This is a genomic window from Cohnella caldifontis (assembly GCF_029360585.1).
GTDB lineage: Bacteria > Bacillota > Bacilli > Paenibacillales > Paenibacillaceae > Cohnella > Cohnella caldifontis.
Genome location: NZ_JAQZSJ010000011.1, coordinates 132,726 through 149,096, shown reverse-complemented (window position 1 = coordinate 149,096; position 16,371 = coordinate 132,726). Strand labels below are relative to the sequence as shown.

Genomic DNA, 16,371 nt, shown 5'->3' with positions numbered 1-16,371 from the left:
TAACCCTCCTATTCCGTCAGCTTATTGCCGCATTCCAGGCAAAATTTCTGGCCGGGAGAGACTTCATGGCCGCATTTGCCGCAAGTCAGCGCACCGCCGATCGGACGTCCGCATTGATGGCAATGCTTGGCGCCTTGCGGATTATCCGCTCCGCAGTGGAGACATGGCCGGTTCGGGTCGCCGCAGTGGGGGCAGAACTTCGCCCCGGCCGGAAACGTATTGCCGCATTCCGCGCATGTCGTTTCCGCAGCCTTGTCCGGAACGTTCGGCGGAACCTGCAAGCTTTGTCCGCAAGACATGCAGAACTGGGCATCCTGCCGATTCATGGCGTTGCATCGGGTGCATTTTTTATCGTAGGCCGAAGCGTTCATCTGCTGCGTCAGCCCGAACATCTGGCTGCCGAAAGCGCCGCCGACGCTGACCCCCATGCCCAGTCCGATCCCCGCGCCCATGACGCCGGCATTGCCGCCGCCCTCGTTTTTGGCTGCCGCCTCCAACGTGTCGAAGGTTCTCTCTTGTTGATAGTTGTAACCCATGATGTCCATCTCGGCTTTTTTCGCCAGCGCTTCCCGGAGCCGAACGGTGACCGGATTGTCTTCGGGCATGTTGATGGATTCGATATAGAAATTTTGAACCGCGATGCCGTATTGCTCGAAAACCGGCGCGACCCGTTCCCGAATGTGGTTGGAAATTTCCGACAAGCGGCTGCTGATTTCCAGGATGCTGACTTTTTCGTTAATCAGGTAGGAAGAGATCCACTCGCTGATGTTCATGAGCAGCAAGCCGCGGAAGTATTGAACCAACGAATCCTTGTCGAAAACGGGCAGCGTCCCCATCAGTTTCAGCAGGAATTTACGGGAGTCTGCGATCTGCACGCCGAATTGGCCGTAGGAACGCACCGTCACCAGGACTTGGTATTTCGGATCCTGGAGCTGCAGCGGCGTCGGCGTTCCCCATTTCACGTCCAGCAGGTGGACCTTGTTGACATACCATACTTCCGCCTGGAACGGAGAATCGCCTCCGAAAGGCAGATTAATGACCGACTGCAGCAGCGGAATATTCTGGGTAGACAGCGTATGCCTGCCCGGCCCGAATAAATCGAGCGCTTGTCCGTTTTTGAATAGCAGCGCTTCCTGCGTCTCGTTGACGACCAGCTGCGACCACGTGCCCAATTCCGAATGGGGATACTTCCACGCGAGCACCCCTTCCGGTCCTTCGAACTTCAGAACTTTAATCATGGCCATTTCGGCTTCCTCCTCTTCCCCTTACGATGCCTTTACGGGAGAACCGCAGTATTGGCAATCCACGACTTCATCGGAATACAATTTGGTCTTGGACCCGCATCCCGGACATTCCGCCACGACGAGCTCGGGCTCCGCGTCCTCTTCATATTCGCCTTCGTCTTCGTAGTCTTCTTCGTCCTCGTATTCTTCCTCGTATTCGGATTCGCCGTCTTGCTCCTCTTCCGCCTCATCCCAACGATACGTTTCATCCTCGTAAAGGTTCCCGGTGGCTTCATCCACGATATAAGGAAAAAAACCGTAGGCGTTCAGGAACTGCAGGGCGGTGGTCACCTTATTCGGATCCCGTCCCGTTGCTTCCGCATAATACCGAACGTTGAAAACCCCATCCCTGCCAAGCTCCATGTACCACTCCAGCAAATCGAGCTTTTTCCGGTCGATCGCGGATTCGATTAAATAGAAGGCAATCGCCAGCAGCACGAATACGGCAAACCAGAATAAGAGATCGATACGGGTGATGCCCCAGGTCTCCTCCATGCTCTGAAAATCGGATTCAAAATAGTAATAGCTGAGCAGCAAAAGAACCCACAGGTACATCCCTGTAAAAAAATTTTTGACGATCCCGGCTTTCTTTCCGTTCAGGTGCTCATGGCCCGCGAAGTTAATCCAGAATAACAGGATTTGAATCCATGCCAGAGGAAACAAGATCGCTAGAAAACACTGAACCTTTATCCAATTTTTCGTTCTTTCCGTCAGCGCGGCATCTATTTTCTCCCTATCGACTTGGATAAAACTATATACTTGAGCAGCCTCCCCGGATCCCGCGCTGATCGTCGGTGCAGCCCCAGACTCCGTCCTGTCCATCGCCATCCGTCTCCCGGTCCGAAATTTTACGGATTTCGCCACGAATTTTCGTCACGCGTTATTACATTCCACATTTTTCTACATTTTCCTCTCTCGAATGTCGAGGAATCGCAAGAAGGGGACTGCTCGGCGGCGGGGGGGGGTTCGGAGGGCGTTACGATAAAAAGTTTCTCAACTGCTCGGCAGCGGCGGGGGTGCGGGGGCGTTGCGAAAGAAAGTTTCTTAATTGCTAGGCGACAGCGGGGGTGCGGGGGGCGTTACGAAAGAAAGTTTCTCAATTGCTCGGCGGCGGCGGGGTTTCGGGGGGCGTTACGAAAGAAAGTTTCTCAACTGCTCGGCATTGGCGGGGGTGCGGGGGCGTTACGATAGAAAGTTTCTCAACTGCTCAGCAACAGCGGGGTTTCGGGGGGCGTTGCGAAAGAAAGTTTCTCAACTGCTCAGCAGCAGCGGGGTTTCGGGGGGCGTTACGAAAGAAAGTTTCTCAACCGCTCAGCAGCAGCGGGGTTTCGGGGCGGCTCATGGACATTCTCATGGGGCAATAACTCTTGGAATACCCGGGGGGTTGAGCGCAAATTATTGCTTTCAGGCAATAATTAAGCGATTTTGGCTCCGGTTGGGACGAATAATGGCCGAATTGTTGCTCGACTGGTGCCGCACCTCACGCTTGCCGCCAACGCATGTGACGCCTAAATCATCCTACCAGGCCCGGGATCGTGCCTGGTTGGTCAAATTGACGGGCCGTAGCGAGGGAGGCGGGCGAATGCTGTACCCGCTCTTCAACGCAAAAGGAGGCCTCCGCAAGGCCTCCTTTTGCGTTTATTCCTACTTCCGGCTGCTCCGCATCGCGGGCACCAAGCGCACGTTCCCCGCTTCCCCGTCGATGAAACGCCGGTACTCCGGCGATTCCATCGGATACAGGGCCAGCTTGCCTTCCGAGTTGAAATGGATGCCCCAGCCGTATTTCTTCGGCAGCATCGACGCTCGCATGCAGGCTTGCGGCTTGCCGAAAAACTCCGCTTTCAATGCTTCGCCCCGCTCTGACAGCTCCGCGTCGGAGATGCCTTTATGCTGGGCATACACTTTGAACAACAATTCTTCCTGCGTATAACGGTACGGCTGCTCCGACGCAAGCTCGAATTCGATCGCGGGTTTCGTTTTCCCGTTCTTCCGCTCGGGCGGGACGATCCCCCGCTCGACCGGACAATCGGCGGCGACGGTAATGAACGTGTCGTAATAGTTCAACTCCATCTCACGGATCCCTCCTGCCCTCTATTATAACGGAAGCATGGTGACAAAACCTGTCAGTGATAAAACTCTGTCAAAGGAGTCGCGGTCGGCCAATAAATGGGAGAAGAAATGCCGCTCGGCTTGCGAATTGGCTCGGCCGGATCGCGGCGATAGTCACCCGCCCGGACGTCACCTTGTATGGGCTGCAGAACGCCCCTGCCTCAAGCCAGCCCTTCGAACGCCGCTTCCGGGGCCGGGTTCGGCGAGCCCTCGGGGGACGGCTTCTTGCCTCTTCTCAGCAAAAAGCCGAGCAAGATGCCGCACATCGCCACCGTCATCATGACGCCGAACGTGTAGCCGAACGCTTTGGGCGCCAGCTCGAGCAGGGCTTTCGCGGCGTTCGGGTCGGCGGCGGCAGCCCCCCCTTCGGCGCCGGCTCCGGCGGCTGCGGCCGTTAAGTTGCCGCCCGCGAGCGACTTCAGATGGGTCGTCAGGATCGTCACGACCGTCGCCACGGCCAGCGAGCTGATCACCTGCTGAAGGGCGCTCGTCAGCGACGTGACGCGGCTGACCAGCTCCCGCGGCGCTTTGCTGATCAGATGCGAGTTCAGCGGCATCATCATGAGACCCATGCCGCAACCCGCCATGATCAGCGGCAGCAGCAAATCCCTGCCTTCCGTCGACATATCGACGAACGTGTATTGGTACAACGCCCCGGACACCAGGCTCAGCCCGATCACGACCAACCAGCGCACGCCGATCCGGTCGAACAGGAAGCCGCCGAGCGGCATAATCGCGGCGGAAGCGAGCGCTTGGGGGAACAGCGTGAGTCCCGTGTCCAGCGCCCCGAAGCCTCGAGCCTGCTGCAGGAATTGCGGCATCAGGAAAATCGCCCCGAACATGGAGAACTGCACGATCCACTGCACGACGATGGCGAACGAGAAGTCGACGGAACGGAACACGCGCAGCTCCAGCAAAGGGATTTTCGCCCGAAGCTCGACGAAAATGAAAGCGAGCAGGAACACGCCGCCGGCGATGATTCCCGTCAGCGTCTCGGCAGACGACCAGCTCTTCGCCCCCTCGCTCACGCCGAACGACAGCGCGGCGAACGCCAGCGGCCCGAGGATCATCCCCGGCAGATCGAAACCGGCGACCTTCTGCCGGGAGATCTTCGGCAGCTTCCAGAGGCCGAAGATCACGCTGAACAGGCCGACGGGGATGTTAATCAGGAAAATCCAGCGCCATGAATGGTACTCCACCAGCCAGCCGGACACGATCGGCCCGATCGCCGGCGCGAGCAGGATCGGCACGCCGAGCAGCCCCATGACCATGCCGAACTTGTTCGGCGGGCTCAGCCGATACACGTAGGCCATGGCGATCGGCATGACGAACCCGCCGCCCAGCCCTTGGATCACGCGGAAGGCGATCAGCCATTCCGCGCTGTTCGGCGTGGCGCATAGGGCGGAGCCGATCGTGAACAGAATGACCGAAGTGATGAACACGTTCTTGGCTCCGAAACGGTCCGACAGCCAACCGGCCAGCGGAATGACGGCCGCCGTCGCCAGCATGTAGCCGGTCACCGTCCACTCCAACGTCGTCATCTGGGTGCCGAAGTCCACCACAAGCTGCGACAGCGCGACGTTCATGGCCGTCGTATCCAGGATCACCATAAAACAGCCGAAAATCAAAGCGATCAGCGGCGCGAAAATGCTCAGCAGGCGAAATTCCGACGGGTTGCCGGGCAAAGCTTCTTGCATGGTTCTTCCCTCTCCTCCCGCACTCCTCGGCCTGGGCGTTCCCGCGCGAACCGCCATCTTTTGCGCGAAAATCCACACACGAGCCGGAGAATGTGTTATATTTCTTTATAACGGACAATTGTCCGTACCCAGAATATACCGGACAATTGTCCGCGAGTCAACGTTTTTTTTGCCATGAATTACCGGAGAGGAGATCTGGTCGTGGAAAACAAGAACGAAACGGAAGCCAAGGAATCCCGCGACTCGGAATACCGGCGCCGCATTCTGGACGCTGCCCGAAAACTCCTGGAGCAGAACGGCCCCGACAACGTCAACATGTACCAAATCGCGCAGGAAGCCGGGATCGGGCAAGGGACGCTGTATCGCCGTTACAACCATCCGGGAGAAATTTACGGGGACCTTATGCGGACAAGCTTGCAGCGGTTTTTGGATGAACTGGAAGCGTTCCGGGACCGGATGGTGTCCGCGGGTTCCGCCTCCGCGCTCGAAGGCTTGTACGAGCTGATCGTCCGATCGCTGCAATACATCGACGACAACGCCGAGCTGTTAGCCTTGATCCGCTGCATGTACGCCGGGAAGAAAAGCCTCATTTTAAGCAAAACCCCGATGATGCAGCGCCTCCATGACCTCCTGAAGTCCCAGCTGGAGCTCGCGGAGCGGAACGGGGAGACCCCGCCGATCGACCCCGCCGGGACGGCCGGCTTCCTGCTGGCCGTGCTCACACCCGAACAATACCTCTACTACCGCGACACGGCGGCGCTGGGCAAAGATCGATACTTGGCCGGCATTCGACGCCTATTTATCGATGGACTGCGAATTCGGGGGGAGAAACCGCAATGAAGCTGGTATCGTGGAACGTCAACGGGCTGAGGGCCTGCGTGAATAAAGGATTCGAAGATTACTTCAAAGCCGTGGATGCGGACCTGTTCTGCTTACAGGAAACGAAGCTGCAGGACGGGCAAATCTGCCTGGATTACGGCGGATATCAGCAGTACTGGAACTATGCGGAAAAGAAAGGGTATTCCGGGACGGCGGTCTTCTCGAAAATGAAACCGTTGTCGGTCCGGTACGGAATGGAGGAGGATCGCGAGCCGGAAGGGCGGATTCTCACGCTGGAATTCGAAGCCTTCCACCTCGTCACCGTCTATACGCCGAACGCCAAGCGGGACTTGTCCCGGCTGCCGTACCGTCTGGAGTGGGAGGACCGTTTTCGCGAATACCTCCGGCAGCTCGATGCCCGCAAGCCCGTCATCGTCTGCGGGGACTTGAACGTCGCCCATGAGGAGATCGACATCAAGAACGCCAAGTCCAACCGGGGAAATTCCGGTTTCACGGACGAGGAACGCGGGAAAATGACGCGCCTGCTGGAAGCCGGATTCGTCGACACGTTCCGCCATTTCTACCCCGATCGGAAGGACGCCTATACTTGGTGGTCCAACATGCCGGGCATTCGGGAACGCAACGTGGGCTGGCGCATCGATTATTTTCTGGCCTCGGAACGTTTGAAGCCTCGCCTGACGGACGCGGGGATCGACGCCCACATCCTGGGCAGCGACCATTGTCCCATCGTGCTGGAGGTTTCGGACGAGCTCAAACAGGCCGGGGAGTAAATTTCAATGGGCACAGAACAACAAAGAAAGAGCATCAAAATAAAGGGGAAAGCAGGAGGTTGAAACATGGCGGACAATGCAGGGGCAAACGGCGTAACGAAAGAGATCGAGGAACGGTCGATCGTGGTCACCCGCGTATTCGACGCGCCTCGGGAGCTCGTCTACCGGGTGTGGACCGATCCGAATCATTTGACGCAGTGGTGGGGCCCGAAAGGCTTCACGAATACGACGCATGAGTTCGAGGCCCGACAAGGCGGCGTGTGGCGCTACACGATGCACGGCCCCGACGGCCGGGATTACCCGAACAAAATCACGTTCGTCAAAGTCGACCGGCCCGAGCGTCTGGAGTACCTGCACGGCGACGACGGCAACGCGGAGCATTTCCGCGTGACGGTCACCTTCGCGGAGCAAGGTTCGAAGACCGAGCTTACGATGCGCATGCTCTTCCCCACCGCCGAGCAGCGCGATCGGACGGTCAAGTTGTACGGCGCGGTCGAAGGTTTGAACCAGACTTTGGACCGTCTATCGGAGCAACTGCGGGTCATCCAAGAAGAAAAAGGATAAAGCGCCGTCCAATTGGACGTTGTTCCTGTCGGCCGCGCGTGGCCGGCATCGCAACCCCCGCCTCGGCCGGTTGAAGGCCCGAAGGCGGGGGTTGATCTTTATGCGGAGTGCACGGGGGGCCGGATTAGTCCAGCCCCTCCCACTCCTGCATGAACCGCTCCAAATACCGTTCCATATAGGCATGGCGCTCTTCCGCGATCCGCCTGGCCGTCTTCGTGTTCATCAAGTCTTTCAGCTTGAGCAATTTTTCGTGGAAATGGTTGATCGCCGTGCTGCGCCCCCGCCGGTACTCTTCGGGGGTCATCCGCTCCCGGGGCGGGAGATCCGGATCATGCATCATATCCCCTTTCCACCCGGCATACACGAAGGTCCTCGCAATGGCGATCGCCCCGACGGCGTCCAGCCGGTCCGCGTCCTGGACGACTCTCCCCTCGGGCGTCCTCATCGGCGGGTTCGCTCCGCCGTTGTAGGACATCGTGGCGATGATTTCGAGAATATGGGCCCGCTCCCCATCCGCGATCGGCTGACCGGAGAGCCAGTCTGCCACTTTCCGCATCCCGCTATCCTTGGACTCGTTCAGCTTTTCGTCAGCCACGTCGTGCAGCCACGCGGCGACGGCGCATACGAAGGCATCCGCCCCCTCCTCCGCCGCCAGCCGCTCCGCCATCTTCGCGACGCGCCGGACATGGTACCCGTCATGACCGGTCCGATCCCGCCCAAGCTCCGCTACGGCGAATCTCTCGGCCTCCCGGACGACTCGTGCTTGTTCTTCGTTCCTGTTCACCGCTTTTGTTCCTCCGTTGCGCTTATATTGAAATATGAATTTATAATATACCAATCTGGGGGAATAAGGCAGGAGGCGGACCCAGGCTTTCGCTTGCCCGGAATCCGCGGTATGATGCTACAAGAACGTAGTAAGGAAACGAGGGAAGCGAGACATGACGAATGACGTTCAGCCGCCGCTGCGGACGAACCTTTCGGCGGACTGCGAACGATGCTTCGGCTTATGCTGCGTCGCGCTTCCGTTCGCGGCTTCGGCGGACTTCGCGATCGATAAAGACGCCGGAAAGCCCTGCCCCAACCTTGGCGACGATTTCCGGTGCGGCGTGCACGACACTTTGCGGGAGCGCGGTTTCCGCGGCTGCACGGTATATGATTGTTTAGGCGCGGGTCAGAAAGTTTCTCAGACGACGTTCGGCGGACGCGACTGGCGCCGGGCCCCGGAGACGGCGAAACCGATGTTCGACGCGTTACCGATCATGCGGCAGCTGCACGAGATGCTCTGGTATCTCGCGGAAGCCATGGACCGGGAGCCGGCCCGGCCGATCCGGGACCAGATTCGCCGCGCGCTGGAAGAGACGGAACGCCTGACTTTGCTCGAGCCTGACGCCTTATTGGCGCTAGACGTCTCCGCTCACCGCGCGGAGATCGCCCCCTTGCTCCGCCGGACCAGCGAGCTTGTGCGGGAAGAAGCGCTGCGCCAGATGAACCCAGCCCCCAAGCACCCGAAGCAACGGGGCCGGGGGCTGGATTGGATCGGCGCCAAGCTCGCGGGCGCCGACCTCAGAGGCGCCGATCTGAAAGGCGCCTGCCTGATCGCGGCGGATCTCCGGAACGCCGACTTGCGCTTCGCCGACCTCCTCGGCGCGGATCTCCGGGACGCGGATCTCGGCGGGGCCGACCTGACCGGCGCCCTCTTCCTGACGCAGCCGCAGCTTCAATCGGCCAAAGGCGATGCGCGCACCCGGCTGCCGGATACGCTCACCCTCCCCGATCATTGGCCGACGTTGCCGGGGTGATCGCGATACTCATGGCCAAAACCCCGGCACGCACATCGCATGCCGGGGTTCCTTCATCCACTTTGCCTTACGAATTGCTTTCGACCGCGTTCACGAAATCCTGAAAGGCCGACTCCGCGCCGTAAACTTTCCAAACGCCGTCCACTTTGCGAAGCAAGTACGTCTCGTCCGTGCTCACGCTGTCGGTCTGGGTTTGGCCGTCTTGCGTAACGGATACTTCGATCGTCTGCCCGGTGACCGCGACGGAGGCGTAACGGTCGCTCAAGGATTTCACGCTATACGCGGCATCGCCGGAGACATGGAACGCGATCGTCCCGCCGGCCGATTGGATTTCCTGGTCCAATTGCTTCAAGTAATCCTCGGAAGCCAGCGAATTCGCCAAATAAAACCCGGTCGCCTTCGTAGGATAGAACGCGGCTGCGTCGTCGAACTTCTTCGCTTCGTTCAGCGAGTTGTCCGTATCGATGAAATCTTTCATCGCCGTCAGCACGTCCTGCTCTTTCGTCGCGTCTTTCGTCTCTTTCCGCAGCGCCCGGCGGATCATGCTGATCGCTTCCGCTCTCGTGGCGTTGTTGTTAGGCTTGAACGCGTCCCCGTAACCGGCGACGACGCCCGCGCGGCTGATGTTTTCGATGTCCGCTTGCGCCCAGTGGCCGCCGACGTCCGCGAACGTCTTCGCGGCGCCGCCGAAATCGATCGTCGATTGGAAGAAACGGTTCAGGATGGCGGAAATTTCGGCGCGGGTGATTTTGGCGTTCGGCTCGAAAAGCCCTTCTTTCTTCCCGTAAATCAGATTCATGGAGCTGGCGGTCACGACGGGCCCGTAGTACCAGTCTTTCGCATCAACGTCCGTAAATTCGGAGGTTCCCGTTGCCGTCGGTACGTTCGCGGCCCGAAGCAGGATCGCGACGAATTCCGCTCTCGTGACGTTCCCTTGCGGTTTGATCAGGGTCGTGCCGTCTTGCTGCTTATAGCCGGCCAGAATATCCGCCTGGATAAAATCCGCGAGATCCGCGCTGGCCCAATGATTCAGGCTGTCCCCGGCAAAATAGTCGATCAAGTCGCGGGACGATCCGTCCGTCGCCGGCGTTTCCGTAGCTTTCGGCTGCTCCGTCGTTGCGGCAGGCTGCTCCGCCGTTGACGCCGGCTGCTCCGTCGTTGCCTCTGACTGTTCCGTCGATGCCGTCGGTTGCTCCGTCGATGCCGTCGGTTGCTCCGTCGTTGACGCCGGCTGTTCCGTCGTTGCCGCCGGTTGTTCATCCGCCGCCCATGCGGGAGCGGTCAGACTTGCGATAATCGATACGCTGGCGAGCATGGCGGCAAGCCATTTCTGCGTTTCTTTCAAGTTCAAGCCCCTTTCTGATCTGTGCTGCAATTCAACATTCTATCAGTCGGCAGGCCCACGGTAACTCAGTAATTGTTGGAATATGGCCCGTTCCGAATCGTATCTTCGCCTTCCCCTCGAACGCCGAGAAAATCTCGGGGAAATTCCCCCCGTCACCTATGCAAGTCCGCTTTCATCCCTTATAGTAAGAATTATATGGATACATTACGTATCATAAAAAGGAGCGTATGCGCATGAAAAAAGCGAAATTCGTTCTCCTGGCGACGCTGGCGATTCTTATGCTATTCGGAACCGGATCCTTGGCCGCGGCGGCGGCACAGCCCGGCGGAAGTCCCGAACTCCCGTCCGGCGTGCAGGCGTATTTGAAACTCGAAGGGGTTTGCGGCGAATCGAAGGCGAGCAAATTCGCCGACTGGATCGAGCTTTCGGGAGTCGAATTCGCAACGAAAACCACGACGATCTCCTTTGGCGGAGGCGGCGGAACGAGCAAGAGCGCGCTTGACCATTTTACGATAACGAAAACGTACGACTGTTCCTCGATCCCCCTCTTCTTGGACTCCGTGTCCGGCAAGCACATCAAGGACGGGCAGATCGTTTTTGCCAAAGCGTCGGATGGACGGCCCGTTACGGTGCTGGAAATCGACCTGTCCGACATCGTCGTTTCCGAAGTTCAATTCGACGATTTGAATGAACGCATCGCCCTGCAACCCGGAAAGATCGAATTCCGATATATCCCGCAGGACGCCAAAGGCGCTGCCGGTCCCCCCGTGCAAGGCGGGTGGGATTTCGCCAAGAACTCCGCCGCGAAATAAACTTGCGCCGCACCCCGATCGGTCATCTCCGTATCCGGAATTTGCCGCCGGGTTCACCCCGGGGCAATGCGGACTCCGATTCCGCTCGAGCCTATCTTCCTTCGATCTGATATAATACGTTCAAAAAGTTGGGAGAGAAGAATCGTGTGGAAAGAGTTCAAAGCGTTCGCGTTTAAAGGAAACGTCCTGGATCTGGCGATCGGGGTCATCATGGGGACGGCGTTCGGCAAAATCGTGTCTTCGCTGGTCAACGACCTGCTGATGCCGGTGATCGGGCTGCTGCTTGGCGGCGTCAACCTGACCGAGCTTCAATTCGAGTACGGGGATACGGTCTTGAAATACGGGGCTTTCCTTCAGACCGTGGTGGATTTCTTCATCGTCGCTTTTTCGATCTTCGTGTTCGTGAAAGCCGTCGGCAAATTCAAACGCAAGGAAGAGACCAAACCCGCCGAGCCTCCGGCGCCGAGCCGCGAAGAGACGCTGCTGGCCGAAATCCGGGATTTGCTCAAATCGAAAGGGACGTTAGATTAAGCGTTATTCCGCTTCGTCTAACGTCCCATCCCACCGGCCGGAAAGACGGCTCGAGTTAGTCCCGATAGAATTGAAGCACCCAGCCGATGCCGTTCCGGTCGGAGAGGATGGCCAGCTTTCCGTTGAAGGGAGCCTCGTAAGGAGCGGCAACGGTCTGGCCGCCTTCGGCCAGGCCTTCGTACGCGCGGAGGAACTCCTCTTCCGTCTCGCTTTTCAGCGCCACCTTCGCATAATCGCCCTTCCGGGTCGGTTTCGCGGCGGTGGTGTCGGCGATGAAGATTTTGGACGAACCGAAATCCAGCTCGGCGTTCAACACGCGTTCGTCCTGCGTTCGGAGCACCCGGATCTCGCCCCCAAGCACGCTTTGATAAAATTTCAACTTCTCCTTGCAATTGTCGACGACGATAAAGGGCGCTGCCGTTTTCATCCTATCTTCCTCCTTGTTTCATCCGCTCGTACTTCGCTCGCATGATTTCGATCGCGTTATTCACGTCCGCGTCCGTATTCAGGTAAATCGAAACCCAGCCCGATTCCGGATAAATATGGTGAGGCTCCGCTTTCCCCGCCTCGATCCATCGATCCCGCTCGGCCTTCGGCAACGGCACGTCGACCAGCCGTTCTCCGTGCGCGTGCCCGATTTCTTTCCCTTCGTAGACGAATTCGACCCCTCCGAACCGATGCGGCAGCGCCGTCACCCCCGGCCAGGACAGCAGCTCATCCTTCAAACCGGCGTTCTCCATGGCGCACCTCCTCGCTCAAATTGCGAAGCACTTTCCGCAGCGTCCCCAGCGCGGCGGCGTATTCCTCTTCGCCGATGCCGGCCGCGCTGATCCCCCGGATGCGGTTCAGCGCCTCCTGAACCTTCGGCACCGCGTCCCTGCCCGTCTCGGTTAAATAAAGCAGCTGATAACGGTTATCCGAAGGATCCGTTTCCCGGCGCACGTACCCTTCTGCCTCCAGCTTGGCGATCGCTTTGGCGGTCGTCGTTTTGTCGATGAGCAGGTCCTCGCTTAACGCCTTCTGCGACGTGCCTTCCCGGCCCGCGATGGCCATCAGGAAAATGTATTGCCCGCTCCCGATCCGAAGAGGAGCCAGCTCGGCCGAGATCAAAATCTGCTGGTGGCGGTAAATGGCCGAGATGTACTTGCCGTAGGACTCCACCTGCGCTCGTACCTCCCTTCGTCGAATAGGATGCTATTGCAACTAATTTGTGTGTTCAGTATACGCCATATAGGATGTTATTGCAACTAATTTTTACTAAGAAAACCCGTCAGGGAGAAATTCGTCCCTGATGGCCCTAGNGTACCTCCCTTCGTCGAATAGGATGCTATTGCAACTAATTTGTGTGTTCAGTATACGCCATATAGGATGTTATTGCAACTAATTTTTACTAAGAAAACCCGTCAGGGAGAAATTCGTCCCTGATGGCCCTAGTGTTTCGTGCCTCTGAAGTCACTCTTCAGCAACTTTCCCACGAACAGCCTCAATCCTGTACTCAAATGAACATGACCATTGGGACCAGCTTGTCTAGAGGGGCGGGGGTTAAGCTTGCGCGGCAAGCTTAATTAGCTGTTGCCCCACACGTTGGCGGGGGTTAAGCTTGCGCGGCAAGCTTAATCAGCTGTTGCCCCACGCGTTGGCAGGGGTTAAGCTTGCGCGGCAAGCTTAACCGGAAACTATCCCCTGATTTGGGTAACGTTTACTGATGCGGCCCAAGGTCACGCTTCACCCCTTTCCCAATTTCCGGTAATTTGGACAATTGCAATCCCTAAAACCCGAATCCCCAACCTTCCCGTCACGGGTTCTGATTCTAACGGACACCGCAGCCGCTATTGGATCAAATCCCCTCATTTTCAAAACGTAACGGACACAGCGGCCCCTATCCGTAACCTTTTACGGTTATTCGTGGAGCTTTTCACCCAATAAGCGCAACTGTGTCCGTTAAAATGCGCTTTGCCGAGAAGCGCCCCCCATAGCGTCCGCTGTGTCCGTTAGCCTTACCGCCTCCGCGAATGGGGCAGCCGGCGTCGGTCACTCTAAGAAAGGGATGGAGCTTGACTTCACCCCGAAAAGTTATAAATTCTGGCGATAAGAAAACCCGCTTCGAATTTGACGTTCCGGAGCGGGTTTCGAACTTAGCCGAGCATGAGCTCCACGAACTTACCGTGAAGCCTGGCAACGCCTCGAATCCACCAAGGTGCCAGGAAAAGCAGAATCACGCCGGGAAAGAAATGCACCAACACGGCCCCTAGCCACGAAGGGCCGCCCCATGCGTCTTCCGTGAACTTCGTGTTCCAGTAAACGACGGGATAAGAGAGACTGTATGCGGTATGAACCCAAGGATATAGGGTGGCGAACGACACGACGAATCCGATCGGCTCGTTCAGAACGACGAACCCCACTTCACGCTAGGTCCTTCCCTCCCCGCAGGTTTCAAGCCGGAACACGGCATCCATTGATAACCGGTTTATGCGTTTTCCGATGCGTCCCGCGCCGTTCCCCTTCCAGCCATCGCCTCATAGTGAGCGGCGACGCCGGCGCTTACCTCCGCCATCCTTTCGATAAGGGAAACCGGCTCGAGAATGTCCAGCGCTCTTCCATATGGAAGCAGAAAATAGGGAACGTACACCTGCAGAGACGAAGGATCCAGGCGGAAAACCGCCTCTTGCGCCTCTCTACGCACGAGCGCATGTCCGAACAGCCAATGCCCGCAAAGCTCGTTCAGCACCTGCTCCATCCCCCGGATCCTCACGGTGACCAGTTGCTCCGCGTCCGAGTCGCCGGGGAGCAAGTTCCCGAGCAGAAAATCCTTGGCGGAAAAGGACGACGGCCGTTCGAACGTCTGCCCGGCGTCGCCCAGCCGCACGATGCGGTCCACCCGGAAGCTGCGCAGCGCTTGGCGGAGGCGGCAGAACCCGACCGCGTACCAATTTCCTTTCCAATAGACGATGCCGTACGGGTCGAAACCGCGAACCTGGGACTCGCCTTTGCCGCTGTCGTATTCCATTTCCAGCGACCGGCCCGCTGCCGCCGCCTCTTCCAGCGTCTGCAGAAAAGCCTTGTACTTCCCGTCGATCGGAGGATGGATGACGGAGACGCCGACGCTATGCCGTTCCAAATGGTCGACCTGCTCCGGATTCCCGTAGCGCCTCAGCTTGTCCATGGCCCGCTCCAGCGCGTCCGAGAAAGGATAGCCGGCCTCCCGGGCGAATACCGATGCGTGGACAAGCGCCTTCTGCTCCTCCAGATCGAACAGCAACGGAGAATCCGCGAACGGGCCGTGGATCCGGTAGCCTCCGCCCGGCCCCGAATCCGCGACGATGGGAACGCCGCTGGCGCACAGGGAGTCGATGCAGCGGTACACCGTCCGGATATGGATTTCCAACTCCTCCGCGAGCTGCTTCGCCGTCATCCGTCTTCCCGAGCGCAGCATCCAGAGGATGGACAGCATGTTATCCGATTTGGACATCCCCGAACCTTCCTCCCATCAACGGCTGCCGCGGCGCTCCTTCAACCCGATTCCGTCACGCCATCGGCGTTTTTCCCTGGTCGATCCAATCTTCGTAAGCCTGCCCGTATACGCCCGGAGGACGCAGACCGGCTTGCCGCATGAGCACCGTCATCTGCCCCCGATGGTGAGCTTGGTGCATCATCGTAAACGCCAGCGAAGCCCCGTTGTTCCAAATTTCCCCGCCCACGTCCTGCTCCTGCCGAAGCGCCTCGTCGTTCCACTGCGTTTTCACGGCGTTCAGGAAAATCCCGTTCATCCTGCGGTATTCCTCGGCAATGCCTTTAGCCGTGCCGCGCTGCCCTTTATCGGGCGCCCCGATGTCGAGTCCCAAATAAGACATGTAGTGGAAGGACTCGACGAGATGCCAGGCGATATCGCCTAACGTCCGCCGTCCCTCCGTCACCGGCTGCCCGAGCGATTCGTCCGTCAACCGGTCCAGGACGTCCTCCGTCCGTTTCGCTTCTTTTTCCCATTCCGACACGAACTTTTCGACTTCCGTAAACATGGCCGTTTTCCTCCTGCAATCGGATTTGGATCCTTACAGGAGTCAGTATAACCAGGGGTCACTGACAGTTATGGTCAGCGATTCAAAATCCCTAAATAAGCTTGAAACGGCCCGACGTCCGTCCGGTATCTCCAAGCCATGACCCGGACGATCTGCGCCAGATGCGTGAAATCGTGGACCACCCATGCGGAAAGCAGCTCCCGCGCCTTCACTTCACCGAACGCGGGATGCGTGCCCGTCCGTTCCAGGTCCGCATCTGACGTTATCAGCGATTTAAGGCGGTTGACGTTTTGCGTCCTTAACGTTTGAAATTCCTGAAACTTCTGCTCCATCGTCCACCCCGAGGTTTCCTTGAGATGGGCGAAGCGGTCGAAGGCGGGAAACGGACGGCTCGCCCCTTCCTCGAAAATGAACGCCAGACGGGGGATCCAATTCGTTTTCTCCCCTTCGATCAGATGGCCGATCACTTCGGAAACGTTCCAAGTCCCTTCTCCTTCATCGCATTCCAGCCAGCCGTCGGACAATCCGGACAGAAAGCCCTTCAGCGTCCCCGGCGTGCGTTCCAGAATTTCGATCGCTTCCGGCAGGCGAAAATTCATGCGGCA

19 protein-coding genes are annotated in these 16,371 nt (G+C 58.3%); 6 read left to right on the top strand and 13 right to left on the bottom strand.

What is annotated here, in order from left to right; all coding sequences use genetic code 11:
* Positions 1-8: 8 nt before the first annotated feature.
* The 4 genes from PTZ19_RS16380 to PTZ19_RS16365 all read right to left on the bottom strand — a co-directional run bounded on the left by PTZ19_RS16380 (position 9) and on the right by PTZ19_RS16365 (position 5,089).
* Positions 9-1,244, bottom strand: a complete 1,236-nt coding sequence (locus PTZ19_RS16380) for an SPFH domain-containing protein (protein ID WP_276356148.1) — start codon at positions 1,242-1,244, stop codon at positions 9-11.
* 21 nt (positions 1,245-1,265) lie between these two features.
* The gene (locus PTZ19_RS16375) at positions 1,266-2,105 is read right to left on the bottom strand and encodes a hypothetical protein (protein WP_276356147.1); all 840 of its coding nucleotides are present in this window, start codon (positions 2,103-2,105) and stop codon (positions 1,266-1,268) included.
* An 822-nt stretch (positions 2,106-2,927) separates the two neighbouring features.
* Entirely contained in the window at positions 2,928-3,353 is a 426-nt protein-coding gene (locus PTZ19_RS16370) for a DUF6157 family protein (RefSeq protein WP_276356146.1), read from the bottom strand.
* Positions 3,354-3,553: 200 nt separating this feature from the next.
* Positions 3,554-5,089, bottom strand: a complete 1,536-nt coding sequence (locus tag PTZ19_RS16365; protein ID WP_276356145.1) for a DHA2 family efflux MFS transporter permease subunit — start codon at positions 5,087-5,089, stop codon at positions 3,554-3,556.
* 201 nt (positions 5,090-5,290) lie between these two features.
* Between PTZ19_RS16365 and PTZ19_RS16360 the strand changes: the two genes are divergently transcribed.
* From PTZ19_RS16360 to PTZ19_RS16350, 3 genes are all read left to right on the top strand, one after another.
* Positions 5,291-5,929 (top strand): TetR/AcrR family transcriptional regulator, encoded by a 639-nt coding sequence (locus tag PTZ19_RS16360; RefSeq protein WP_276356144.1) that lies wholly within the window; start codon positions 5,291-5,293, stop codon positions 5,927-5,929.
* Positions 5,926-6,699, top strand: coding sequence for an exodeoxyribonuclease III (locus PTZ19_RS16355; protein ID WP_276356143.1), 774 nt, complete (start codon positions 5,926-5,928; stop codon positions 6,697-6,699). The genes PTZ19_RS16360 and PTZ19_RS16355 overlap by 4 nt, the downstream gene beginning before the upstream one ends.
* A 66-nt stretch (positions 6,700-6,765) precedes the next feature.
* The gene (locus PTZ19_RS16350) at positions 6,766-7,263 is read left to right on the top strand and encodes an SRPBCC family protein (protein WP_276356142.1); all 498 of its coding nucleotides are present in this window, start codon (positions 6,766-6,768) and stop codon (positions 7,261-7,263) included.
* A 124-nt stretch (positions 7,264-7,387) separates the two neighbouring features.
* On the opposite strand, the gene PTZ19_RS16345 is transcribed toward PTZ19_RS16350, so the two are convergent.
* Positions 7,388-8,047: an HD domain-containing protein gene (locus PTZ19_RS16345; protein WP_276356141.1), complete on the bottom strand. Its 660-nt coding sequence runs from the start codon at positions 8,045-8,047 to the stop codon at positions 7,388-7,390.
* A 154-nt stretch (positions 8,048-8,201) separates the two neighbouring features.
* Between PTZ19_RS16345 and PTZ19_RS16340 the strand changes: the two genes are divergently transcribed.
* Entirely contained in the window at positions 8,202-9,062 is an 861-nt protein-coding gene (locus tag PTZ19_RS16340) for a pentapeptide repeat-containing protein (protein WP_276356140.1), read from the top strand.
* Between the two features lie 67 nt (positions 9,063-9,129).
* Here PTZ19_RS16340 and PTZ19_RS16335 read toward each other — a convergent pair whose 3' ends face one another.
* The gene (locus PTZ19_RS16335; RefSeq protein WP_276356139.1) at positions 9,130-10,407 is read right to left on the bottom strand and encodes an S-layer homology domain-containing protein; all 1,278 of its coding nucleotides are present in this window, start codon (positions 10,405-10,407) and stop codon (positions 9,130-9,132) included.
* A 233-nt stretch (positions 10,408-10,640) separates the two neighbouring features.
* Between PTZ19_RS16335 and PTZ19_RS16330 the strand changes: the two genes are divergently transcribed.
* Together PTZ19_RS16330 and mscL are read left to right on the top strand one after the other, a co-directional pair.
* A complete protein-coding gene (locus PTZ19_RS16330) occupies positions 10,641-11,219 on the top strand; it encodes an Hcp family type VI secretion system effector (RefSeq protein WP_276356138.1) in 579 nt (192 codons plus the stop codon).
* Between the two features lie 144 nt (positions 11,220-11,363).
* Positions 11,364-11,750, top strand: a complete 387-nt coding sequence (mscL, locus tag PTZ19_RS16325; RefSeq protein ID WP_276356137.1) for a large conductance mechanosensitive channel protein MscL — start codon at positions 11,364-11,366, stop codon at positions 11,748-11,750.
* 55 nt (positions 11,751-11,805) lie between these two features.
* Here the strand turns inward: mscL and PTZ19_RS16320 are convergent, their stop codons facing one another.
* The 7 genes from PTZ19_RS16320 to PTZ19_RS16290 all read right to left on the bottom strand — a co-directional run bounded on the left by PTZ19_RS16320 (position 11,806) and on the right by PTZ19_RS16290 (position 16,365).
* The gene (locus PTZ19_RS16320) at positions 11,806-12,177 is read right to left on the bottom strand and encodes a VOC family protein (RefSeq protein ID WP_276356136.1); all 372 of its coding nucleotides are present in this window, start codon (positions 12,175-12,177) and stop codon (positions 11,806-11,808) included.
* Position 12,178: 1 nt separating this feature from the next.
* Entirely contained in the window at positions 12,179-12,490 is a 312-nt protein-coding gene (locus tag PTZ19_RS16315) for a luciferase domain-containing protein (RefSeq protein ID WP_276356135.1), read from the bottom strand.
* A complete protein-coding gene (locus PTZ19_RS16310) occupies positions 12,465-12,911 on the bottom strand; it encodes a MarR family winged helix-turn-helix transcriptional regulator (protein WP_276356134.1) in 447 nt (148 codons plus the stop codon). The genes PTZ19_RS16315 and PTZ19_RS16310 overlap by 26 nt, the downstream gene beginning before the upstream one ends.
* A 974-nt stretch (positions 12,912-13,885) precedes the next feature.
* A complete protein-coding gene (locus PTZ19_RS16305; protein WP_276356133.1) occupies positions 13,886-14,152 on the bottom strand; it encodes a sensor domain-containing protein in 267 nt (88 codons plus the stop codon).
* Positions 14,153-14,217: 65 nt separating this feature from the next.
* Positions 14,218-15,219 (bottom strand): helix-turn-helix transcriptional regulator, encoded by a 1,002-nt coding sequence (locus PTZ19_RS16300; protein WP_276356132.1) that lies wholly within the window; start codon positions 15,217-15,219, stop codon positions 14,218-14,220.
* Between the two features lie 55 nt (positions 15,220-15,274).
* Positions 15,275-15,766, bottom strand: coding sequence for a DinB family protein (locus PTZ19_RS16295; protein WP_276356131.1), 492 nt, complete (start codon positions 15,764-15,766; stop codon positions 15,275-15,277).
* A 74-nt stretch (positions 15,767-15,840) separates the two neighbouring features.
* Positions 15,841-16,365, bottom strand: a complete 525-nt coding sequence (locus tag PTZ19_RS16290; protein WP_276356130.1) for a DinB family protein — start codon at positions 16,363-16,365, stop codon at positions 15,841-15,843.
* Between the last annotated feature and the right edge of the window lie 6 nt (positions 16,366-16,371).

Coding starts and splice junctions, on each gene's coding strand:
- PTZ19_RS16320 (WP_276356136.1), bottom strand. CDS start 12,177: ATGAAAACGGCAGCGCCCTTTATCGTCGTCGACAATTGCAAGGAGAAG.
- PTZ19_RS16290 (WP_276356130.1), bottom strand. CDS start 16,365: ATGAATTTTCGCCTGCCGGAAGCGATCGAAATTCTGGAACGCACGCCG.
- PTZ19_RS16300 (WP_276356132.1), bottom strand. CDS start 15,219: ATGTCCAAATCGGATAACATGCTGTCCATCCTCTGGATGCTGCGCTCG.
- PTZ19_RS16380 (WP_276356148.1), bottom strand. CDS start 1,244: ATGGCCATGATTAAAGTTCTGAAGTTCGAAGGACCGGAAGGGGTGCTC.
- PTZ19_RS16370 (WP_276356146.1), bottom strand. CDS start 3,353: ATGGAGTTGAACTATTACGACACGTTCATTACCGTCGCCGCCGATTGT.
- PTZ19_RS16365 (WP_276356145.1), bottom strand. CDS start 5,089: ATGCAAGAAGCTTTGCCCGGCAACCCGTCGGAATTTCGCCTGCTGAGC.
- PTZ19_RS16315 (WP_276356135.1), bottom strand. CDS start 12,490: ATGGAGAACGCCGGTTTGAAGGATGAGCTGCTGTCCTGGCCGGGGGTG.
- PTZ19_RS16330 (WP_276356138.1), top strand. CDS start 10,641: ATGAAAAAAGCGAAATTCGTTCTCCTGGCGACGCTGGCGATTCTTATG.
- PTZ19_RS16340 (WP_276356140.1), top strand. CDS start 8,202: ATGACGAATGACGTTCAGCCGCCGCTGCGGACGAACCTTTCGGCGGAC.
- PTZ19_RS16355 (WP_276356143.1), top strand. CDS start 5,926: ATGAAGCTGGTATCGTGGAACGTCAACGGGCTGAGGGCCTGCGTGAAT.
- PTZ19_RS16295 (WP_276356131.1), bottom strand. CDS start 15,766: ATGTTTACGGAAGTCGAAAAGTTCGTGTCGGAATGGGAAAAAGAAGCG.
- PTZ19_RS16350 (WP_276356142.1), top strand. CDS start 6,766: ATGGCGGACAATGCAGGGGCAAACGGCGTAACGAAAGAGATCGAGGAA.
- PTZ19_RS16375 (WP_276356147.1), bottom strand. CDS start 2,105: ATGGACAGGACGGAGTCTGGGGCTGCACCGACGATCAGCGCGGGATCC.